The organism is Flaviflexus sp. (genome assembly GCF_041440645.1).
Lineage (GTDB): Bacteria > Actinomycetota > Actinomycetes > Actinomycetales > Actinomycetaceae > Flaviflexus.
This window is the reverse complement of sequence record NZ_JASDVN010000038.1, coordinates 1-19218: the sequence shown is the minus strand read 5'-3', so window position 1 is coordinate 19218 and position 19218 is coordinate 1. Positions and strand designations below refer to the sequence as shown.

General features: G+C 61.0%; 19 protein-coding genes. 13 read left to right on the top strand and 6 right to left on the bottom strand.

Annotation, left to right across the window (positions count from 1 at the left end; genetic code table 11):
• Window positions 1-414 precede the first annotated feature (414 nt).
• Window positions 415-762, top strand: coding sequence for a hypothetical protein (locus QMB98_RS05435; RefSeq protein WP_371684665.1), 348 nt, complete (start codon window positions 415-417; stop codon window positions 760-762).
• Window positions 763-831: 69 nt separating this feature from the next.
• On the opposite strand, the gene QMB98_RS05430 is transcribed toward QMB98_RS05435, so the two are convergent.
• On the bottom strand, window positions 832-1785 hold the full coding sequence (locus tag QMB98_RS05430; RefSeq protein WP_371684664.1) for an aldo/keto reductase: 954 nt from the start codon (window positions 1783-1785) through the stop codon (window positions 832-834).
• Between the two features lie 47 nt (window positions 1786-1832).
• On the opposite strand from QMB98_RS05430, the gene QMB98_RS05425 reads away from it, so the two are divergent.
• The 3 genes from QMB98_RS05425 (at window position 1833) to QMB98_RS05415 (ending at window position 4395) form a co-directional block, all read left to right on the top strand.
• Complete coding sequence (locus QMB98_RS05425) at window positions 1833-2675, top strand: undecaprenyl-diphosphate phosphatase (RefSeq protein ID WP_371684663.1); 843 nt, start codon at window positions 1833-1835, stop codon at window positions 2673-2675.
• Window positions 2676-2776: 101 nt separating this feature from the next.
• The gene (locus tag QMB98_RS05420; RefSeq protein WP_371684662.1) at window positions 2777-3913 is read left to right on the top strand and encodes a hypothetical protein; all 1137 of its coding nucleotides are present in this window, start codon (window positions 2777-2779) and stop codon (window positions 3911-3913) included.
• Window positions 3880-4395 (top strand): MauE/DoxX family redox-associated membrane protein, encoded by a 516-nt coding sequence (locus tag QMB98_RS05415; RefSeq protein ID WP_371684661.1) that lies wholly within the window; start codon window positions 3880-3882, stop codon window positions 4393-4395. Before QMB98_RS05420 ends, QMB98_RS05415 begins: the two co-directional genes overlap by 34 nt.
• A gap of 92 nt (window positions 4396-4487) precedes the next feature.
• On the opposite strand, the gene QMB98_RS05410 is transcribed toward QMB98_RS05415, so the two are convergent.
• Window positions 4488-5312: a RecB family exonuclease gene (locus QMB98_RS05410; protein ID WP_371684660.1), complete on the bottom strand. Its 825-nt coding sequence runs from the start codon at window positions 5310-5312 to the stop codon at window positions 4488-4490.
• 52 nt (window positions 5313-5364) lie between these two features.
• Here QMB98_RS05410 and QMB98_RS05405 point away from each other — a divergent pair, with 52 nt between their 5' ends.
• From QMB98_RS05405 to QMB98_RS05375, 7 genes are all read left to right on the top strand, one after another.
• Window positions 5365-6450, top strand: coding sequence for a tRNA (adenine-N1)-methyltransferase (locus QMB98_RS05405; protein WP_371684659.1), 1086 nt, complete (start codon window positions 5365-5367; stop codon window positions 6448-6450).
• 468 nt (window positions 6451-6918) lie between these two features.
• A complete protein-coding gene (gene arc / locus QMB98_RS05400) occupies window positions 6919-8589 on the top strand; it encodes a proteasome ATPase (protein WP_371684658.1) in 1671 nt (556 codons plus the stop codon).
• A complete protein-coding gene (gene dop / locus QMB98_RS05395; RefSeq protein ID WP_371684657.1) occupies window positions 8586-10142 on the top strand; it encodes a depupylase/deamidase Dop in 1557 nt (518 codons plus the stop codon). The genes arc and dop overlap by 4 nt, the downstream gene beginning before the upstream one ends.
• A gap of 2 nt (window positions 10143-10144) precedes the next feature.
• Window positions 10145-10318 (top strand): ubiquitin-like protein Pup, encoded by a 174-nt coding sequence (locus tag QMB98_RS05390; RefSeq protein ID WP_371684656.1) that lies wholly within the window; start codon window positions 10145-10147, stop codon window positions 10316-10318.
• Window positions 10315-11697: a Pup--protein ligase gene (pafA, locus tag QMB98_RS05385; protein WP_371684655.1), complete on the top strand. Its 1383-nt coding sequence runs from the start codon at window positions 10315-10317 to the stop codon at window positions 11695-11697. Before QMB98_RS05390 ends, pafA begins: the two co-directional genes overlap by 4 nt.
• Complete coding sequence (locus tag QMB98_RS05380) at window positions 11694-12473, top strand: FKBP-type peptidyl-prolyl cis-trans isomerase (protein ID WP_371684654.1); 780 nt, start codon at window positions 11694-11696, stop codon at window positions 12471-12473. The genes pafA and QMB98_RS05380 overlap by 4 nt, the downstream gene beginning before the upstream one ends.
• A 91-nt stretch (window positions 12474-12564) precedes the next feature.
• Window positions 12565-14046: a Na+/H+ antiporter family protein gene (locus QMB98_RS05375; RefSeq protein WP_371684653.1), complete on the top strand. Its 1482-nt coding sequence runs from the start codon at window positions 12565-12567 to the stop codon at window positions 14044-14046.
• A gap of 243 nt (window positions 14047-14289) precedes the next feature.
• Here the strand turns inward: QMB98_RS05375 and QMB98_RS05370 are convergent, their stop codons facing one another.
• The 4 genes from QMB98_RS05370 to QMB98_RS05355 form a co-directional block, all read right to left on the bottom strand.
• Window positions 14290-14589, bottom strand: a complete 300-nt coding sequence (locus QMB98_RS05370) for a hypothetical protein (protein ID WP_371684652.1) — start codon at window positions 14587-14589, stop codon at window positions 14290-14292.
• A gap of 355 nt (window positions 14590-14944) precedes the next feature.
• Window positions 14945-15898 carry a heme A synthase gene (locus tag QMB98_RS05365; protein ID WP_371684651.1) on the bottom strand — a complete coding sequence of 318 codons (954 nt, stop codon included), beginning with the start codon at window positions 15896-15898 and terminating at the stop codon, window positions 14945-14947.
• Window positions 15899-15904: 6 nt separating this feature from the next.
• The gene (locus tag QMB98_RS05360; RefSeq protein WP_371684650.1) at window positions 15905-16624 is read right to left on the bottom strand and encodes an ABC transporter permease; all 720 of its coding nucleotides are present in this window, start codon (window positions 16622-16624) and stop codon (window positions 15905-15907) included.
• Window positions 16621-17544 (bottom strand): ABC transporter ATP-binding protein, encoded by a 924-nt coding sequence (locus QMB98_RS05355; RefSeq protein WP_371684649.1) that lies wholly within the window; start codon window positions 17542-17544, stop codon window positions 16621-16623. Before QMB98_RS05355 ends, QMB98_RS05360 begins: the two co-directional genes overlap by 4 nt.
• Before the next feature lie 179 nt (window positions 17545-17723).
• On the opposite strand from QMB98_RS05355, the gene QMB98_RS05350 reads away from it, so the two are divergent.
• A complete protein-coding gene (locus QMB98_RS05350) occupies window positions 17724-18440 on the top strand; it encodes a helix-turn-helix transcriptional regulator (RefSeq protein ID WP_371684648.1) in 717 nt (238 codons plus the stop codon).
• The coding region (gene sufB / locus QMB98_RS05345; RefSeq protein WP_371684647.1) for a Fe-S cluster assembly protein SufB at window positions 18437-19218 on the top strand (782 nt) is incomplete at its 3' end. The genes QMB98_RS05350 and sufB, both read left to right, overlap by 4 nt.

Sequence of the window (19218 nt, the reverse complement as noted above, 5' to 3'; positions counted from 1 at the left end):
AACGTCACCCATGTCCTGATACAGAACTGTCACCTATGTCCTGAGACATAACAGCCACACCTAGTCCATCCCGCCGCGCCCTCCTCTCGCTAGGAGAGGTCTTGTGGGACGAACTATCGGAACGCCAATCTGGTTCCATGCACTTGTTCGTCACCAAGTTTTGATGTTAACGACAGTCTAGTTGACGACTGGGTCAAAAAGTTCCCCGTTTTTTCAACTGCCTTAAATTCATGCCGCATCCGATCCGTGAATGCGCGAGATGACGGGAAAAAGACCCGCTTCTGCGGATATTATTAAATATTCGCCACGGACGACACTGGTCGAGACCTGTAGATATCCCGTGAGCAAACCGTATCTTCTTGGGTGCTCAGAAGTGGGTGTGCTCTGGCACCATTTTCAAGATAAGCTTTCATCATGATTGATCCGCGTACTGCACTTGACCGCCTCATTGGGGCATTCGAGGCGTTTCACGATACCGCCGCTCACACGCAGGACCCCGATGCCGAGTCTGTCATCGAGGCTATGGATAACCTAGCCGATGCGTACGTCGTCTATGACGACGCCGTTTTCACTAACTACGGCATTGAGCTCCCCTTCGACGTGTATACGGACGACGATCAAGATGACGACGATGATGATGACATCGACGATATTGAAGAGGAAGACGATGTCGACGACGAGGACGATGACTACTTCGACGACGACGAAGATGAGGATTTCGAGGATTTCGACGAGGACGATCTCGAGCCTCTCGACGACTGAGCCGAAAGAGTGAACTGAGTGTGGCCGGGCAATGAGCCCGGCCACAGTTCTTTAGTAAAGGTCGTGCGTTTAGAAACGCTCGGGGTAACCCCAGGACTGAGATGTGACGTCCGTGAGTGCCTCGAGAACGGCTTCGGGAATGTCCTCATTGAGATCTGTCAGGATCGCGCTTAGTTGACCGGAGGTGCGGGGGCCGATGAGGGCGACTGATACCTGTGGTCTGGACAGGACCCAGGCAAGTGACACGGTTGCGATGTCGACACCGAGACCATCCGCGGCGGTGGCGATGGCTTCAACAACCTGCCGGGACTTATCGCCAAGATACGGTTCGACAAAGCTCGCGAAGTGGGGCGAGGCCGCTCGTGAGTCCGGTGGGATCGAGTGGCGGTAGCGGCCGGCAAGAACACCACGACCAAGAGACGACCAGGCGATGACTCCGGCTCCGGTATGACGGGCGAACGGGACGAGCTCGCGTTCGATGCCGCGCTGAAGAAGGTTGTATTCGACGTGGAGTGCCGAAAGCCGGACGCCGCGTTCGGCGAGAAGCGTGCTCATGATTCCTGCATACCAACCCGGGCAGTTACCAAGCCCAACGCCGTGGATGAGCCCGCGGCTTGCGAGGGAAGCGAGAGCGTCGGCGGTCTCCTCGTAGTCGGTGGACTGGTCCGGGGCCGCTAAAACGAGGGTGTCGATCCATTCGGTACCAAGAGTCGACAGGGTTGAGGTCACGCTACGTTCGAGGCTGGAGCGGGTGGCGTCGACGCCCTCGGGTCCGAGCCCCGCACGAGAAATGATGTGGAGAGATTCGCGATCCACGTGGGTGCGCAAGAGTTCACCGAGGACGTGTTCTGCCTCGCCGCCACCGAAATAGGGTGAGCTGTCGATCACGGAACCGTTTGCGTCCATGAAAAGGTCGAGCTGCTTTGTTGCATCTTCTGGTGACGTATCGCGGCCCCACGTGAGGGTGCCGAGTCCCAGGGTTGTGACAAATGTGCCGACCGAACCAAGCTTGCGTTTTCTCACACTGTGAGCCTACTGCATGTGGTGAGGGAGGGGCTTAAGGTATCGCTATGGGAATTTTTGAAGCGGTCATCCTTGGTCTCGTTCAAGGACTGACCGAGTTCCTCCCGATTTCGTCATCAGCTCACCTCCGCATTGTCGGAGAGCTCTTTCCTTCGCTGGGGGACCCGGGCGTGACGTTTACTGCAGTTGTGCAGATCGGAACGGAGCTGGCGGTTGTCATCTACTTCAGGCACGATATTTGGCGGATCATCAAAGCGTGGTTTAACGCATTGCCGTTTGGTCCGTGGAAGGACCGCAGCCCCGCGGATCCGCAGGATGCTCGCATGGGGTGGATCGTGATAATCGGCACAATCCCGATTGTCGTTCTCGGCCTGTTCTTTGAGAATGCGATCGATTCAGTCTTCCGCAACCTCTACCTCACGGCCCTCATGCTCGCCATTTTTGCGGTGTTCCTGGGCCTTGCGGACAAGTACGGAAAGCAGCGCCTGGGGGAGCACGACCTCTCCATGAAGGACGGCCTGATCCTTGGCTTTGCCCAGTCAATGGCACTGATTCCCGGTGTTTCCCGCTCCGGCGGCACCATCACCGTTGGGCTTCTGCTCGGCTACACGAGGGAGGCCGCGGCACGAGTCTCGTTCCTGCTCGCCATCCCCGCCGTTCTTGGTTCGGGACTGTATCGACTCGTTTCGGACGACGGTTCGGGCCCTCAGGTCGGCACCGTACCAACGCTGGTCGCTACTGTGGTGTCCTTCATTGTTGGTTACATAGTCATTGTTTGGTTCCTTAAGCTTATTTCAACAAAGTCTTACCTCCCGTTTGTTCTTTATCGCTTGATTCTCGCCGCAGTCGTCGTGGGGCTCCTCGGAGCTGGCGTTCTGGTGGCACAGTGACTCGAAAGGTTTCTATGCGTTCGTGGCCGATCCCGCAGCTTCCCACCCTTCCGGGAACTGCGCCTGAGCTAAACGTTGTTGACACTCGTACAGGGGAGCGGGTGTCAGTCAGCGGGCCGGATGCGAACCTGTACGTGTGCGGCATTACGCCGTACGACGCCACACACCTTGGTCACGCCTTCACCTACGTATCTTTCGACATGCTGGTTCGCACGTGGCGGGATGGTGGGCTGAACGTCAACTACGCGCAGAACATCACCGACATCGATGATCCGCTGTTCGAGCGTGCAGAGGCAACGAATGTCAACTGGCGCGACCTCGCCGATTCTCAGATCGAGCTGTTCCGCACCGACATGGAGACCCTCAACGTCATTCCTCCCAACAACTGGGTGGCCGTCTCAGACGTTATTGAGCCTCTCGTTGCCGAGGTGAAGGAACTTCTTGCTGATGGTCGAGCATACGGCCTGACCGAGGACGGCAGGACCGACTACTACATCAAGACTAGCGATGCGGACTACGCGGCTCCCCACCTCAAAGACATCGATCTGATCTCGGTGTTCCGCGAAAACGGTGGCGATCCCGACCGTGCAGGCAAGCAGCATCCCCTTGACCCCATCATCTGGAAGGGCGTTGTTGGAGACGACTTCCAGGCCGAAGGCGCACGCCCCGGCGCGTGGCGTCCCGGCTGGCACATCGAGTGCGCACTCATTGGTCGCGACTACCTCGGCAACACGGTCGACATCCAGGGCGGCGGAGCCGACCTGGTCTTCCCGCACCAGGAAATGTCGCTGTTGCACATGGCGGACTTCCACCCCGAGGTCACCGTCCGTGGCCAGATGAACACCGGCATGGTCGCCTACGAGGGCCACAAGATGAGCAAGTCTCTCGGCAACCTCGTGCTCGTGTCCAAGCTGCTTCAGCGCGGCTTCGAACCCATGGTTGTGCGCCTCGCCCTCCTTGGCCACATGTGGGACTCCGACTGGGAGTACACGGATGAGGACCTGGATCGCGCTGAGCGCCGCCTAACCCGCTGGCGCAGGGCCAACCACACGGGCGGAGCGGGTGCGGAGGAACTGCTCGCAACCGTGCGTGCTCGACTCGCCGACAATCTCGACACCCCCGGTGCCCTCGACGCCATCGACGAATGGGCCGACGCCAACGAGTACAACGATGATCGCGACGGGGCCGGTCTGTTCAGGGACATGTGCCAGGCACTCCTGGGGGTCAGCCTGTCGTGAACCTCGCGGCCCTGCTGTGGGCGGCACTCCTTCTCTACTCGGCTCTCCTCAATACTCGCGGCATGCCCAAGTCCATGTTGCGGGACATGAGGGAGCTTCACCTCCCGGCCGCTCTCATGCGGCCGGGTGTTGCATGGGCGCACTATGGTGCTCAGCTCCTCATCGGTGCCGGCCTGATCCTTGCATCCGGCACCCTTTACTGGATCGTCAGCATCGCGGGAATCCTGCTCGCCACCTGCTACCTCATGGTCGTCTATCGAGCACGGGGGAGCGTGTGCCGGTGCCTGTCGACCACTCCCGTCCCCATCACGAACTTGACTCTCGTTCGCAATCTATGTGTCCTCGCGCTTGCAGTGCTTGCCTTGGACTTCGAGAACAACCCGGTCGTGTTCGGTAACGGCTCCCTCCAGTGGATAGCCGTTATCCCCCTTATCGCCATCATCGCCTGCGAGGTCGTTGGACGAAAGGCCGCGCATTCCTAGGCTTCTCCAGTACCCATGCGTCAAGTCTGGAACGGGCAAACTCACAGCCTCGCGCGATTAAGCGATACGTGATCTAGCTATAGATGAGCAGTCTAGAGCGCGACTCTCTTGAGCTTGGCAACGCCCTCGTCGCTGATCTCGGGTGATTCGCCGTCGAACGCGGGGCAGATGGACTGGAAGGAGCACCAGTTACAGAGTTTGGATTTGCGGGGCGGGAAGTCGTTCTTCTCAATGCAGTCGAGGATCTGGTTCCACACGCCCACGATCGATTCTTCGGTGCGCGGGCTGTCGCCAGCGTCGGTCCAGTACGTGAGTGTCGAGTCCGAGCCCAGATAGATGATTTGGGACTGGAGCGGTTCCTTGTCCTGCTCGTACTTGAGGAGCAAGCCGTACGCCCTCATCTGGAACAGTGCTTCCTCCTGGTACATGGGTCCCGGCATCTTCCCCGTCTTGTAGTCGACGACGCGCAGGTCACCCTTGGGTGCGACATCGATGCGGTCGATGACGCCGCGGAAGCGAATGCCGGAGTCGAGTTCAACCGTGATCATGCGTTCCCTGTTGCTCCGCAGCGGATTGAGCATCGTTGGGTTCTCGCGGTTGAAGTAGGTGCGGACGAGAGAACGGGCGGAATCCAGCCAGTCATCGAACGACTCCTCCTCGAACAGGCTCTGGATCTCCGGGTCGCGTTCAACGAGAGCAGCCCACCTCGGCTCGAGCAGGTCGGTTGCGCGGTGGAGTGTGCGTTCACTTGCGGGAAGGTCGTAGAGGTGCTCAAGAACGGAGTGAACCAGCGTGCCCTTCGTGGCGGCCGACGATGGCGGTTCGGGAAGCCGGTCTATGACCCGGTAGCGGAACTTCAGCGGGCATTGCTTGAAGTCGTTGAGCCGTGACACGGAGAGGGCTGGTTGGTAACGCATGTGACAAGCCTAGCGAAGGACGGGGAGGTTTCTGCCGGTAGACTTGTCGACTGTGACTATTCATCCCTCAGGTGCCGACCGGCGACGAGGCCCCTTCCGCGCAGGTGAACGCGTTCAGCTCACCGACATCAAGGGCCGCAAGTATACGACCATGCTCACCCACGACGGCTACTTCCAGTCGGGTAGGGGCAGGCTCCGCCACTCCGCCATCATCGGCCAACCCGAGGGTTCCGTCCTGGACACGGATGATGGTCACAGGCTTCTAGCCCTTCGCCCGCTCGTAACCGACTACGTTCTTTCCATGCCGCGCGGCGCCACCCCGATTTACCCGAAGGATGCGGCACAGATCATCTCGATCGCCGACGTGTTCCCGGGAGCCCGCGTCGTTGAGGCGGGTGTCGGATCCGGTGCCCTGACGCTCTCGCTGCTAGCTGCCACGGGCCCGACCGGCCACGTTCATTCCGTGGAGCGGCGTGAAGAGTTCGCCACCATCGCCATCGCCAACGTGGAGAGCTGGTATGGCGAGGAAATTCCGCCGTGGACCGTTGAGATCGGTGACCTCTCGGACGTGCTTGAGGGCATGGCAGAAGAGTCCATCGATCACGTCATTCTCGACATGCTTGCCCCGTGGGAGAACCTCGAGCAGGCCGTTCGGGTGCTCCGCCCCGGCGGGGTTCTCCTGGGATATGTCGCGACAACAACTCAGCTGTCCCGCTTCGTTGAGTCCATGCGAGCCACCTTCGCATTCACGGAGGCCGAGGCTACAGAAACCCTTGTGCGCACGTGGCACCTCGAGGGACTCGCCGTCCGCCCCGACCACCGCATGGTGGCCCACACCGGTTTCCTTGTCGTGGCCCGCAAGCTCGCCCCGGGCAATGAGCCGCTCCTCGAAAAGCGCAGGCCCGCCAAGCTTGCCTACTCGGACACGATGCCGTGGGAGGACGAGTCTCTCGAACCAATGGAAGAACCTGCGATGTCACCCAAAAAGCTCCGCAAGGTGCTTCGCGACGTCAAGCAGCGCAGCCTCATCGAGCAGACCGGTTCCTCGCACATCCCGGAAGACAACGATGGCGTGCCCTCAGGCGACTCACCCGAGGCGGATGCACAGTTCCCACGATCCGCAGAGTCTGCTGAGTAAGTCACCGGAAACGCTTGCCAGGGTATTCGTCAGGAATTCTTGAATCGGCCGGCGATTTCAACGGTCCCTGTGAGGACGCCCTGGCGGTCAAGGTTGACCCAGTTCGACCCAGGTCGCTCTTTCTGTAACAGAACTCTGTCACAGGCCTCAGGAACAGATCTCTGTCACAGGTCTCAGTAACAGAACTGACCAGCACTAGCCTGATCGCTTGCGACATGTACAGATGGTTTGCTTGATCGCTTGTGACACCGCAAAAGGTCGACGTCGTCGTTCACTGCGAGGGAACTCAGCGGAGCCTCACGGTGGTTGTCGAGACCCAGTGCTGTCCAGCTTTTGTCGCGCAATGTCAGGCAAAAAGTAGATGAGGGTATGCTCGGGGGGCTGTCTCGCACCTTGATGGTGTCCCTCCTGACGTCGACACGTCGCACGTGCTGCGAGATACTGGAATGACCAACTGAGAGGAAGTTGATGAGCTCAGCAAGTAGCGCATCCGAGCAGGTGCAGATTCTCGTTCGTCAGAATGAGAAGCTCGCCAGTGCCCTGTCCGTGGCACGCGACGAACTCGCGAAAATGGATGAACGGCTCGAGGCGCTTGCCTCCCCGCCGAGCCCGTACGGCATCTACATCCAGGCAGAGCCCGACAGCACCGCAACGATCCTCATGAGCGGGCGGTACATGCAGGTGGTGGTTGATAAGGGTGCGGGTACTCTCCGCCCCGGTCAGATCCTCCGCATGTCTGAACAGCTCGTCGTTCTTGAAGGCCTCGGCTTCCCCGACACTGGCGAGGTCGTGACCGCCAAGCTCGTCATCGGAACAGACCGCGTGCTCATCACCTCGAATCAGGCGGAGCAGGTCGTTCGCATCGCCGATCCGCTCATCTCCAAGGGCATTCGCCCCGGCGATTCCCTGCGCGCCAACCTCGAGTACGGCTTCGTTTACGAACTCCTTGAACGCCCCGACGTGGAGGAACTGCTTCTCGAGGAGATCCCTGACATCTCCTACTCCGACATCGGAGGTCTGGGACCCCAGATCGAGCAGATCCGGGACTCCGTGGAACTGCCCTTCGAGCATCCCGAGCTCTACCGCGACCACGGACTGAAGCCACCCAAGGGCGTTCTACTCTACGGCCCGCCAGGATGTGGCAAGACCCTCATCGCCAAGGCCGTCGCAACGAGCCTTGCCGACACGACCGGCGACGATCGCGCCTACTTCCTCAACGTCAAAGGCCCCGAACTGCTCGACAAGTACGTGGGTGAAACCGAACGTCAGATCCGTGAGATCTTCGAACGAGCACGCGAACGCGCCTCGGGCGGATATCCCGTTGTCATCTTCTTCGACGAGATGGAGGCGCTGTTCCGCACCCGCGGCAGCGGTGTCTCCTCCGATGCCGAGACCACGATCGTGCCGCAACTGTTGGCGGAGATCGATGGTGTCGAGTCCCTCGACAACGTCATCGTCATCGGCGCCTCCAACCGTGAGGACATGATCGATCCCGCGATCCTGCGTCCCGGACGACTCGACATCAAGATCCGCATCGAGCGACCGAACCGTGACGGCGCCGCCGACATCATGGCCAAGTACCTGACCGCGAACCTCCCCATCCACGAGGATGAGATCGCGGCACACGGCAATGCCGAGAACGCGGTCCGCGCCATGATCCAGACCAGCATCGATGCCCTCTACGCGCGTAACGAGCGCACAGAGTACGTTGAGATCACATACGCCGACGGTGCGATTGAGACCCAGTACCTGTCCGACTTCGCCTCTGGCGCCATGATTGCCGGTCTCGTGGACCGTGCCAAGACTCTTGCGATCAAGGACCTCCTCCACACCGGCAAGCGCGGCATCAGCACCCAGCACCTTCTGTCCGCGCTCGATCAGGAGATCCGCCAGAACGAGGACATCGCAGGTGTGACGAACCCGGACGAGTGGGCACGAGTGAATGGCCGCCCCAACAGGCGCGTCACCTTCGTCCGTTCCCTCGCCGGCAAGCACGCCGCCCGTGAGGAGGCAGCCGCAAGTCTGCAGGCACCGACTGAGGGTTCAGCGCCAGAGTCAGAATCCTCCGCCGCACGTCCCACGAGCGAGGGTAGCGGCACGAACAGTTTCGAGGGTATCGACCTGGGAGGGAGAATATGACAGTCAAGCGCGTCATCGGTACCGAAACAGAGTTCGGTATTCTCTCGACCGACCCGATCAACCCGATCCGCTACTCGACCTACATTGTCGATGCGTACGCGAGCGCGGGCGAAGCGAGCCCCAACGGACCCATCAGGTGGGATTACCGGGGCGAGGATCCACTGAACGATGCTCGCGGTTTCCGCATCGAACGTGCCTCCGCGGACCCCTCGCAGCTGACGGACGATCCGGACAGGCCCGCGCCGTCCGCCATGTCGGTCCGCAGGCCCAGCGACGCCGAATTGGACATGCCGCGTGCCTCGAACACCGTGCTGACAAACGGGGCGCGGCTCTATGTCGACCACGCGCACCCCGAATACTCCGGACCCGAAACTCTTGGTCCTCTCGATGCCGTTCTGTACGACAGGGCGGGGGAGCACATCGCCCGGGATGCCATGAACCTGCTCTACGAACAGGGCACCGAGGCGACCCTGTACAAGAACAACGTCGACGGCAAGGGAGCTACCTACGGCTCCCACGAGAACTATCTCGTCAACCGTAGCGTCGATTTCGATGATCTCGTCTCGGCTCTTGTGCCGTTCTTCGTGACTCGCCCTGTGCTGTGCGGCGCAGGTCGCGTTGGACTTGGTCAGCGTTCACAGGAACCCGGCTACCAAATCTCGCAACGCGCCGACTACGTCGAGAACGATATCGGCCTGGAGACCACCTTCAACCGCCCGATCATCAACACCCGCGACGAACCTCACGCACTGCGCCAGTGGCGCAGGCTCCACGTGATCGGTGGGGACGCGAACCTGTTCGACTACTCGAACTTCCTCAAGGTCGGGACCACCTCGGCTGTCCTGTGGCTGCTGGAGAACGGCGGTGCTGACCTCGAGCTCGATTCCCTCGCCATCGCTGATCCCGTGTGGCAGACCGCGGAGGTTTCCTACGACACGTCTCTCAAGCACGAGATTGCGCTGAGGGACGGCAGTTCGGCGACGGCTCTGCAGATTCAGTCCCACTACGCCCGCATGTGCCGCACCGCGATGACGAAGGCCGGTAGCCTCGACCCGGAGACAGAGCTTCTGCTCGACACGTGGGATCTGGTCATTGAGCAGCTCTCGACCGACATCTACTCTGCCGCGGGCCAGGTCGAGTGGGTTGCGAAAATGCAGATGTTGGAGGCAATGAGGAGCAGGGGAGGCCTCGCCTGGAACGATCCGAAGATCGTGGCCTTCGATCTTCAGTGGCACGACCTGAGGGCGGGACGCTCCATCGTTGACCGCCTCGACGCTGCTGGGCGCGTTGATCGCCTGTTCACGCCCGAGCAGGTGCGCCAGGCCGCAACGGCGCCCCCGGAGAACACCCGCGCCTTCGTTCGCGGCTCTCTCATCAAGAACTACCCCGGCAAGGTCTTTGCCGCCTCGTGGGATTCGATCACGGTCGACACGGGGGAGGAGTCCCTCCTCCGCATCCCCACCCTCAATCCCCTGACGGGCACGAAGGAGCTCGTCGGTGAGGCGGTCAGTTCCCCTTCCATCACAGATTTTCTTAACACTCTGAGGAGCTAGGTATGCAGGAAAGAATCCAGAAGCAGACACAGAATCAGAAGAAAGCCCCGCAGGCTGTGGAGGCGAAGAACATCGAGCACGAAGGCATTGACTCGCTGCTTGATGAGATCGACTCGGTCCTCGAAACGAACGCGGAAGCGTTCGTTCAGGGCTTCGTCCAAAAGGGTGGACAGTGATCCCGAAGAGGGTCATGGGCGTGGAGACCGAGTACGGCCTCACGAGCGCCACGACCACGGGTGAACCCTCGATCCTGACCGGTGAGGAAGCGGCGCAGCTCCTGTTCCGCAAGGTTGTCGAATGGGGCAGGTCCACAAACACATTCTTATCAAACGGCTCCCGGCTGTACCTTGATGTTGGTGCCCACCCCGAGTACGCGTCCGCCGAGTGCGTGTCAATCGATGACCTCGTGGCCCTCGATCGCGCCGGAGACCTCATCTACCAGTCGATGGTCGATGAGGCGAACGCATCCCTGGAAGAGCAGAGCTCCACGGAACGCCTGCACCTCATCAAGAACAACGTCGACTCCGCGGGGAACTCCTACGGATGCCACGAGAACTACCTGCTGCGCAGGAGACGCGACTTCCGGTCCCGCGTTGATTCGCTCGTGCCGTTCTTCGTGACCCGTCAGGTCCTGACCGGCGCCGGCCACATCCGCCGTCAACCAGACGGTGCGTCCTTTGAGCTGTCGCAGCGAGCGGATCAGATGTGGGACGCGATCTCGTCGGCCTCGACCCGGTCCCGCCCCATCGTCAACACCCGCGACGAGCCCCATGGCGACATGGAGAAGTACCGCCGTATGCACGTGATCGTGGGGGACACCAACATGTCCCAAACAACGACGGCCCTGAAGTTCGCGATGACAGAGATGCTTCTCGTGCTGCTCGAGGACGGCGTCATCATGCCGCACCTCAAGCTGGCCGACCCGATGAAGGCGATCCGTAATATCTCCCACGACATCACCCTGAAGACGAAGGTTGAACTCGAGGAGGGCGGCTCCCGCACCGCTCTCGAGATTCAGCGCGAGTTCGCGGAACTTGCCCACTCTCACTACGATTCCCACGGCTACAAGTCCGAGCTCGATGCCACCAGGCTCATGCTCGCTAACCTGTGGCTCGAGGGCATCGATGCTCTTGAGAAGGGGGAGCTGGAAAAGCTGTCGACCAAGCTCGACTGGGTGGCGAAGCTCAACCTGCTCGATCGCTACCGCACCAAGGCGGGAACAGGGTGGGACGATCCGAGGCTGGCCCGCCTCGAGCTCGCCTACCACGACATCTCACCCACGTCCGGCCTCTTCACGACGATGACCAACCAGGGGTTGCTCGACCGCTTGGTCACGGAAGAGACGGCCCAGCACTTCACCTCGAACGCCCCGACCACGACCCGTGCGGCACTGCGCGGCAGGTTCGTGAAGGCAGCGACCGAGGCACGGCGCGACTACATGGTCGACTGGATGAACCTGCGCCTGCTCGAGGCAGACGGTGCGCGCACCGTGATCCTCAAGGACCCGTTCTCGCCCGTGGACGATCGGGTGGATGAGCTCCTGGAGCACGTGTGAGGCGAAGCGTTCTCGCGCTGTCACTCGCGCTAGCACTGGGGGCCTGTTCGCAAGCCCCCACAGACGAGGAAACAACCGAGGCGGACCTCCATGTCGAGGTAGCCGGCGACCTAGGTTCGCCCACGCTGAAGTCGATCTCGGGTACCTACGCGGACGAGGTCCTTGTTCTTGAGGAAGGCAACGGCCCAGTCATTAACCACGACGTTCCTATCCTCTACGTCGTGGCTTCCTTCGACGACGATCGGAACCTCCTAGCCGGAGGCGAGGAGGTCACCCTGGGACTGCCCGACACGTCGTTCATTGACCTGGAGGGCGTCACGGAGGGCTCACGACTCGCGCAGGTCATCCCTCAGGAGGGTGGAGCGGAGATCGTTGTTGTCGATGTGCTCTACTCGAGCGCTCAGGGGCAGTCCCGGGAGATGAGCGGAGAACCCACGATCGCAGTCGGCGAGGATGGCGTGCCCACCCTGGTCGGTTCCGGACCGGTCAAGCGGCTCTCGACCTCGGTCTCGATTCGCGGTGACGGCGAACAGGTGACCGCCGAGGACAGCGTGTACGTGCAGTACTCCCTCTACAGCGCCGATGATGGTGCCCTCATTGATACGACGTGGGGGAAGGGACCGATTCGTCTCAACGTGAGCGGGACCATGGAGGGACTGAGAACCGGAATCTCCGAGAGCACGGTCGGTTCACGGCTCCTCATCAAGATCCCGGCAGCCCAGGCTCAGGGCACTCAGGACCTGTACGCAATCGTTGACATTCTGGCGATTGGATGAAGCTCACCATCCACTAAGTGGCCACTAGGTGGCCGTCGAGGCTCATAGCTGAACGCCCGGGTTAGGATGACGTGGCGAAAGGAGCCAACCCGTGAGCGTGAATACAGAAGAACAGGCGCAGAAGCCTCCCGAGACCATCCGCTGGAGTGAGATCTTCCCCCGGTACGCGGTCATCACCATCCTTGCACTAGCTGTCGTCTATGGCCTGTTCGAGCTGACCGGGAACCATGTCAACGCGGTCGTACTCGCGATCGTCGTCATGGTTGCCCTGTGCCTCATCAAGGTGCCGGTCACGATCGCTCTCATTGTGGCGGCGATGCTCGGCGGCCTCCAGGCGGGCCTCGGCATCGAAGGCTCCCTCGGTGTGTTCAACGACAGCCTCCTCGTGGGCGCCCAGGTGGGCCTCACATACATCATGGTCGGTGCGCTCGCTGTCGCGCTGTCCCGCTCCGGCATCATCGAGCTCTTTGCCGCCTGGGTGACGAAGAAGGTCAGCACTGATGAGGAGAAGACGAGCAAGGGCATCAAGTGGGCCCTCTACGTCCTTTTCGTGGTCGTGTCCCTGCTCTCCCAGAACCTCATCCCGGTTCACATTGCCTTCATCCCGATCCTCATCCCGCCACTCCTCGGTGTGCTGAACAAGCTTCAGGTGGACCGCAGGGCCGTGGCCTGCATTCTCGGGTGCTCCATGAGCGCCGCCTACCTGCTTCTTCCCACGGGCTTCGGCGCGATCTACCTCAATGAGATCCTGCTCGTCAACGTCAACGAGTTCGGTGCCGGCTACGGCCTCTCGGCAACCGCGGACATGGCCCCTAAGGCGATGTTCTGGCCCGTCATGGGTCTTGTTGCTGGCATGCTCTTCGCGGTCCTCGTGTCCTACCGTGGCAAGCGCACCTACGAGGAACCCGTCCAGGGTTCCGTGGTCGCTCAGGGCTCCGTGCCCGCGACCAAGCTTCGTCCCTTCCCGCTTGTCATGACGGTCCTGGCGCTTGCGGCGGCTCTCTACTTCCAGATTGCCTTCGATTCGCTCCTGCTGGGCGCCATGATCGGCTTCATCTTCCTCAGCATCGGCGGCATCTTCAAGTGGAAGGAGCAGGACGACGTCTTCACCCAGGGCCTGCTCATGATGGCAACCATCGGTGTCATCATCACCGTGGCTTCCGGCTTCGCCGGACTGCTTGCTCAGACAGGCGAGATCGAGCCCCTCATTGCCGCGACCGCGAACTTCGTGGGTGGCAGCAAAGTCTTCGGAGCATTCCTCATGCTCTTCATCGGCCTCTTCATCACGATCGGTTTCGGCGACTCCTTCGCCTCCGTCCCGATCCTCGCCCCCATCTACATCCCCCTCGCACTCGAGCTGGGTTTCAGCCCCCTCGCAACCATCTGCCTCCTCGGCGCCGCAGCCGCCCTGGGCGATGCTGGCTCCCCGGCCTCGACCATCTCACTCGGCGTGACCGCGGGTCTGAATGCCGATGGCAGGCATGACCACATCCGTGACTCCGTCATCCCAACCTTCCTGCACTGCAACATCGGCATGCTTCTCTTCGCCTGGGTCGCCGCCCTCGTTCTCTAGATCCAGCAACCACCACTGCGGCCTGATCCACGTGCACTCTTGATCGAAGAAGGACTCTGAGAAAAACACCCGGGTGAGAGTTGATCTAGCCAGCAATTGAATGACGCCTCGGAATCGAGGCGTCATTTCTTTGTCTGTGTCTGGTCGGGTCTCTATCCGGGCACAGCGCTTCACAAGCAGCTTTGCCGGTGGCGATGCGCATCAATCGGATGGTCAGTGAGCCCGATAGCGTTGCCGCGCTCATCAACGCCGGGGCGTGTAGTTGCTTTGACGCGGGTTGTACGGGGACTCGTCGTCTGGCGGGGGAGATGGATCGAAAGGCGGGAGGTTGCTGTTCCAGTGAAAGAAATAGATGAGAGCACGCGAGATGACGTAGTAGGCCACGATGCTGGACAGAAGCGGGTACCAGTCATCCCAGCTACCCCAAGAAGAAAAGGGCAGGCCGTGCCGGTACGTCGTGTAGGCGATGAGCAATGCATAGATGACCAGCTCACTCTTGAGCGGTTTGATGAGCTCCAACAGCACCGAAAAGAATCTTGACATCGCAATCCTTCCTCACGGTGGGGGTCCTGCTAACCCGCTCGGTTAAGGCATTCAAACACATTCCGCGGACAAAAAGGAGGCAAAGAACGATATCCAGCAACTTTCAGGCCTGCTAAGAAGCCAACGAGGTGCGGTGATCTTCGTCCATGGAATCACCCCACGTGAAAGTGGTGCACCTGCACTGGAATGCGAGTCACCCGTAAGTGAAAGCGGACCACCCGTCCTGGAAAGCGAGGCACCCACTCCGAAACGCTAAATGCTCTCGAAAGAATGTGTGCTGTCCCGTAGGGACAGAACACACATGTTGTTAGCTCTTTAGTTGAGTCGTGAGTTGACTCGCGACTGACCAGGGAGGTTAGACCGTGGTCTCGCTGGGCTGAGTCGAGGGAGCGATGCCTTCGGGGGAGGTGGCGGGACGCGGGTGGAGGGAGCTGGCACCCCACGCGACAGTCATGACTACCAGGGCCGCGAGAAGCATGTGGATTCCGACGAGGATCTCCGGCAGGTTCGTGGCGTGCTGGACGTAGCCGACAACGCCGTTGAGGAGCGTGACGGTGAGGATGCCGAGCCAGGCCTTCTTGGCCACGCGAACATCCGGACCCGGGTTGGTGCGTTCGAGGCGGAAGATGAGGAACAGGCCGACGAGAACGATCGCGGTGAACAACCACGCCGACAGGGAGTGGATGCGGGTGATGGCGACCGTGTCCATAGCCCACCTGTAGGGTGCCTCCTCGTCTCCCGAGTGGGGGCCGGCACCGGTGACGATGACGCCGAGGGTGACGAGAATAGCTGACGACAGACCGATCGCGATTGTGAGGGGCCGCGTGAAAGATGCAAGAGGGACAGGCTTCGTGTCGGGATGGTCGATGCGCCACAGGAGGTAGGCGGAGATCGCGACCAGCCCGAGGGAGATGAGCATGTGGCTGCCGACCACGGCGGGGTGCAGATCAACCCAGACAGTGATGCCACCGATGAGGGCCTGGATGGCGATGCCGATAAGGGGGAGCCAGGACAGCTTCTTGATCTCGGGACGGGACGCTGTTGGTTCGCGCTTGTAGACCGCAACGATGAGGAGAACCGCGATGATCGTGAGAACACCGGTTAGTGTCCTGTTGCCGAACTCAATGTAGGGGTGGATGGAGAGCTCCTCGTGGAACTCGGGAGTAAAGCTACCCGGTTCGCAGAAGGGCCACTGGGAACATCCCAGTCCCGAACCGGTCAGGCGCACCGCACCTCCGGTCATGATGATGCCAATCTGTGCAACGAGATTGGCGATCGTGAGATTGCGGGTTGTCTTATCGACGTGCATTGTGTCCTACTTTGAGTCCCATCGGAAGCGGGAGGCCGCCAGCAGGCCACCGCCTACTGCCCATCCTGCCAGAACGAGCAGATGAATTGCGTATCCTTCGCCCGTCGAAACGTTGCGGAGTCCCTCACCGAGAGCGCCCGGGGGAGTGTAGGCAATGATCGCACCCCAAATGGAGGGGTAATCGTCGAGGGGAACGAGCAAGCCACCCAGCCCCGCCATGACGATCCACAGCAGGTTCGCCACGGCCAGCACGGCCTCCGGCTTCATCGTGCCGCCAATGAGCAACCCGATCCCAAGGAACCCCGCGAGACCAAGAACAAGGAAGGCGAGACCGGGCAGGAGCACTCCAGCATTGAACGACAGCCCGAGGAACAGGCCGATGACAAAAAGAACGAGAGTCTGGATTAGGGCAACGATCGTGATCGCCCCCAGTTTGCCGGCGAACAATCCCCGCCCACCCAGCGGGGTCGTTGCCAGCATGCGGAGCACGCCCCAGCGCCGGTCGAAGGCCACGGCGATGGCCTGGGAACTGAAGGCTGTCGATGCCCAGGCGAGGGCCAGAGCGGACGGGAAGGCGAGCTCTATGCCGAGTGGTTCGCGGCCCGCCAGTGGGACCTCGGCCAGGACGACAAGGGCGGCAATGGGCAGAAGAATGTTGAGCAGGAGCTGCTCCCCATTGCGGAGAATAGTTGCCGTTTCGAAACGGGTCTGTGCTAGAACGGTCACTTTGTCTCCACCAGGTCGAAATAGAGGTCCTCGAGGGACCGTGAGCGCAGGGCGACGCTGACATCGAGGATCCGCTCACGTTCAAGCAGGGTCGCGACCTTCGTCAGGTCCGCGGTCGTTGCTGAACCCTCCGTGAACACCTCGAGCCGATCGTCCTTTCTCCGGTACTGGAATCCCGTGAGCTGGGAACTGAGGAGCCGTTCGATCGATTCGATGCCACGAGAGTCGGTTGCATCTGATTCGATCCAGATGGAGCGACCACCGAGGAGGCCGGTTGAGCGGCCGTCGGCAACAATGCGACCGTTCCTCATGACGATGACCTGATCCGCAAGAATCTCGGCCTCATCCATGAGGTGAGTCGTCAGCACAACGGTCGTGCCTGAGTTCGCAAGCGACCGGACGAGCGCGTGCATGGTCCTACGTGAGGCGGGGTCCATCCCGGCCGAGGGTTCATCGAGGAACACGAGCTCAGGATTGCCAACGATGGCGCAGGCGAGGGAGAGTCGCTGGCGCTGGCCGCCCGAAAGGTGACGGACCCGGGTGCCCGCGTGCTCCGTCAGATCGAGGGTGTCGAGAAGCTCCGACACGTTCCTCGGGTTCTTGTGGAGGCGTGCGATGTGGGCGAGGACGTCCCCCGCCTTGACCGCCTGGGGGAGCCCCCCATCCTGCAGCATGACACCGACCCGGTTCCGGATCTCCGCATCGTCCCTCACGCGGTCGTAGCCGAGGAGCGTGACGGTCCCGGAGTTGGGGGTGCGCAGACCCTCGCAGCTCTCCACGGCGGTCGTCTTGCCGGCACCGTTCGGGCCGAGAATGACTGCGATGGTGCCGGGATTAACGGTGAAGGAGACGTCGTCGACGACAGTCCGGTCCCCGTAGGACATGACGAGATTCGAGACCTCGAGAGCAGGCAAAGGCATGGCCCCATTGTAGGGCGATGAAACGACTCTCCCGGACCGGGTGATCTTCGTCTCTGCCAATCCGTAGGAAACGTTGAGAGAACCTTTGTTCGAGACCAGTTGCACGGTGGACATGCTTGCAATTAGGTAAATAAGCAAGGAAACTGTTGTGTAAAGAAGTCGAGTGAAAGGAGGAGGTTATGACAGTCGTTCAGGAACCAGAATCCGGCACGAGAGACACGATTCTGGAGCTCATCGTCGAGCGCGGCCCAATCACGGCCGCCAGTCTCGCGAAGATTCTTTACCTCACACCGGCGGCAGTCCGCCGCCACATCGGTGTCCTGGAGGAGGAAAGCCTCATCGAGGTGCACGAGACAACGGCTTCCAGTCAGGCCCGCCGCGGGCGCCCCGCACGCCACTACGTCGCAACCAAGGAGGGTCAGTCCCAGCTCCAGAACGAGTACTCTGACCTCGCCTCGCACGCGCTCGAGTTCATTCGTGACTCGCTCGGGGACGACAAGGTTGAGGAGTTCGCCAATAAGCGAAGCGACGAGCTTGAAAAGCGCTACGGCAGGGCCCTCGACGAGGTCGGAGAGGATCCCGCTGCGCGAGCGAAGGAGCTCGTGAAGAAGCTCTCCGGTGATGGCTACGCCGCTTCCCTGCGGTCCGTTGGTCCGCGCGGTATGGCACTCCAGCTCTGCCAGGGCCACTGCCCCGTCCAGCAGGTTGCTGGCCAGTTCCCGGAACTGTGCGAGGCCGAGACGCAGGCGTTCTCGAGACTACTTGGCGTGCACGTCCAAAGACTCGCTACCCTAGCGGGCGGGGACCACGTTTGTACCACCCACATACCACTGCTGATCCCATCCCGCCCCGCGGGAACACCTACGCGTAACAACGCAACGGAAGGAAATCAATGACACAGACACGGCCTGATGCCGGTGTCGGCGAGCCGATGACACAGGAAGAGACGATCGCTTCGATCGGCAACTACAAGTTCGGCTGGCATGACTCTGATGAGGCGGGTGCGAATGCGCGCCGCGGCCTGAACGAGGATGTCGTTCGTAGCATCTCGGAGATGAAGGGCGAGCCCGAGTGGATGCTCGAGCGCCGTCTCAAGGCTCTGAAGCTGTTCGACAAGAAGCCGCTACCCATGTGGGGTGCAGATCTGACCGATATTGATTTCGATCAGATCAAGTACTTCGTGCGCTCCACAGAGAAGCAGGCGACCTCGTGGGAAGACCTCCCGGAGGACATCAAGGAGACCTACGATCGCCTTGGTATTCCCGAGGCTGAGAAGCAGCGTCTCGTCGCAGGTGTTGCCGCCCAGTACGAGTCCGAGGTCGTGTACCACCAGATCCGTGAGGACCTCGAGCAGCAGGGCGTCATCTTCCTTGACACCGACACCGCACTCAAGGAGCACCCGGACCTGTTCAAGGAGTACTTCGGTACCGTTATTCCCGCGGGTGACAACAAGTTTGCGTCCCTCAACACCGCCGTGTGGTCGGGTGGTTCCTTCGTGTACGTCCCGAAGGGCGTTCACGTCGAGATCCCGCTGCAGGCATACTTCCGTATCAACACGGAGAACATGGGTCAGTTCGAGCGCACCCTGATCATCGCCGATGAGGGCTCCTACGTTCACTACGTTGAGGGCTGCACGGCCCCAATCTACAAGTCCGACTCCCTGCACTCCGCAGT